Here is a 2,351-nt window from a genome sequence, read left to right as displayed (position 1 = left end):
CTTGCCGGGGCCCACGGCGTTGGCGGCCGGGGCGCCGTCGCGGTCCTGCGGAGAGAACGAGAAGTCGGTCAGCTGGTTGTTGAGGAAGAAGCCCGCGGCCATCCGGCCCGAGCCGAACACGCTCTCGACCGTGGTGGTCATGCTGACGGCGTTGCCCGCGGCGTCGACGATGACGAAATGGGAGGTGCCGGCCGGCTCGCGCGTCGCGTCGGGGCCGGCGAAGAGGCCGCCCGGCGGAAAGCCGGGCTCGGCCGCCCCGACCAGGGTCGGGGCCTGGGCCGCCCGCGCCGCCACATAGTTCGGGTCCAGCAGACCCTGCACCGGCACCCCGACGAAGGCCGGGTCGCCGACGTAGCGGTCGCGGTCGGCGTACATCAGCCGCTGCAGCTGGGCGAAGGCGGTCCAGGCGTCGGCGCTGCCGGGGCCCTCGAGAATGTCGGGAGTCAGCTCGGCCATGGCCAACAGCTGCAGCACCGCCACCCCGCTGGACGGCGGCGGCGGCACGCAGACGACATAGATGCGGTACGGCCGGCACAGGGCCCCGCGCTCGAGCGGCGCGTAGCCGGCCAGATCGGTTTCGGTCAGGGCGCCGGGTCGCGGTCCCTCCTGCACCGTGGCGACGATCTCGCCCGCGATCCGGCCGCGGTAGAAGGCCTCGGCCCCGCCCGCGGCGATCTCGGCCACGGTGTCGGCGTAGGCCGGGTTCCTCAGCAGGTCCCCGGCGACGTAGCGGCTCCCGTCCGCCTTGGTGAAATAAGCCTCGGCCCAGCGGGTCCGCGCCTGGCCGCGCGTCGCGGCGATGAAGCCGGCCAGCCGGGGGCTGACGACGAAGCCGTCGCGGGCCAGACGCTCGGCTTCCCCGAACAGGCCGCTCCATGCGAGCTCGCCATGTTCCGCCTGGGCCATGGCCAGCAGGGCCACGGCGCCCGGAACCCCGGTCGAGCGGCCGCTCAGCACCGCCTCGCCGAACGACAGCGGGCGGCCGTCATCATGGAACAGTTCGGGCGTCGCCGCGGCCGGGGCGGTCTCGCGTCCGTCGTAGCTGGTGACCTCGCCGGTCGCGGCGTCGAACACCATCATGAAGGCCCCGCCGCCGAGGCCCGAGGACTGCGGCTCGACCAGTCCCAGCACCGCCTGCACCGCCACGGCGGCGTCGACCGCCGAGCCGCCCTGCCGCAGGATCTTCATTCCCGCCTCGACCGCCAGCGGATTGGCCGCCGCCACGAACGGGCCCCGCGCCTGGGGCGCCGCCGGCGCGACCGGTCCGGGAGCCGTCGTCCCCGCCGTCGTCCCGGCCCCGCCCGCACATCCCGACAGGGCCAGGCTCGCCCCCATGGCGAGGGCGATCAGGGACCGCAGGGTGGACGGTCGGGCAGGCGGGGAGACTGGGCGCATGGAGGTTCCGGACGGGCGTCGGCGAGGAGGCGCGCAACTTGGCGCGCCCTTGGCCGCGACGAAACCCCCGGACCGCGAAATCACCTTAGGAAAGCCGTCCGCCGGGTCTTGCCCCCCCGTCCCTCCTCCGCTAAAGACCCGCCCTCGCCGTTCGCGGCCAAGCGCGCCCGTAGCTCAGCTGGATAGAGCATCAGACTACGAATCTGAGGGTCGGACGTTCGAATCGTTCCGGGCGCGCCATTTTCTCCACTTGAATCAACCGTTGTCTGCCGGATCGCGGTAGCCGTTGGCGCCGGCCCGGTGTAAAATGCTGCGAGCTGCTGTCCTATCGCGCTGGAACTTATGAAGAATTCCGGTCGAAGATGGTCTGGGGCTCTGTCCATCGCCTTGGTGACCGTTCGCCGGGTGAGCGGAGCGCTGACCAGGCGACGCGATCCAGGGATCGACGACCAGGCAGCGTCAATCACAGCCGCAGGCCGAACCTCGGCCCGAGCCAGATCATCAGGCTGTAGAGGGCGATCGTGAGCAGGCATCCAGCGATCAGGGCCAGCCAGAAATTGACGCCCGCTCTCAGCATCGCTGGGATGGCGAGAAACATCGGCAGGGACGGCAGGACGAACCAGAAGGTCGCCTGTGCATGGTCGGCCATGTTCACCGGGTCCGGACGGTCGCGCCACAGCCAGATCATGCCGAGCACCGAGATCAGCGGCAGCGACGCGATGAGCGCGCCGAATCCGGGGTAGCGCTTTGACACGGTTGAGATCGCCGCGATGATCACGCCGGACAGCGCGGCCTTGAGGATGAAGTAGAGCATCTAGACTACCCGCTTGACCTCTGAATATGCCCCCTCTGTGCGCAGAGTGATGGTCACGGGCTCGCCGGTGCGGTTGCGCCAGAACCAGCCGTGGCTGCCGGTGAAGACGGCGACGAGTTCGCCTTCCTCACGCTGGGACGAG

Annotated in this window: 2 protein-coding genes and 1 tRNA gene; 1 reads left to right on the top strand and 2 read right to left on the bottom strand. The window is 70.8% G+C overall.

Annotated elements, in window-relative coordinates; translation table 11 throughout:
- Nucleotides 1–1,395 (bottom strand): gamma-glutamyltransferase (locus tag RDU12_RS14955; RefSeq protein WP_308685427.1); only part of this gene is annotated, 1,395 nt, incomplete at its 3' end.
- Nucleotides 1,396–1,558: 163 nt separating this feature from the next.
- Between RDU12_RS14955 and RDU12_RS14950 the strand changes: the two genes are divergently transcribed.
- Nucleotides 1,559–1,635 (top strand) — tRNA-Arg (locus RDU12_RS14950).
- Between the two features lie 223 nt (nt 1,636–1,858).
- Here the strand turns inward: RDU12_RS14950 and RDU12_RS14945 are convergent.
- Nucleotides 1,859–2,209, bottom strand: a complete 351-nt coding sequence (locus tag RDU12_RS14945) for a DUF3147 family protein (RefSeq protein WP_300289834.1) — start codon at nt 2,207–2,209, stop codon at nt 1,859–1,861.
- Between the last annotated feature and the right edge of the window lie 142 nt (nt 2,210–2,351).

The organism is Brevundimonas sp. (assembly GCF_031082345.1).
In the GTDB taxonomy this organism is placed as follows: domain Bacteria; phylum Pseudomonadota; class Alphaproteobacteria; order Caulobacterales; family Caulobacteraceae; genus Brevundimonas.
This window is presented reverse-complemented; position numbering and strand designations above follow the sequence as displayed.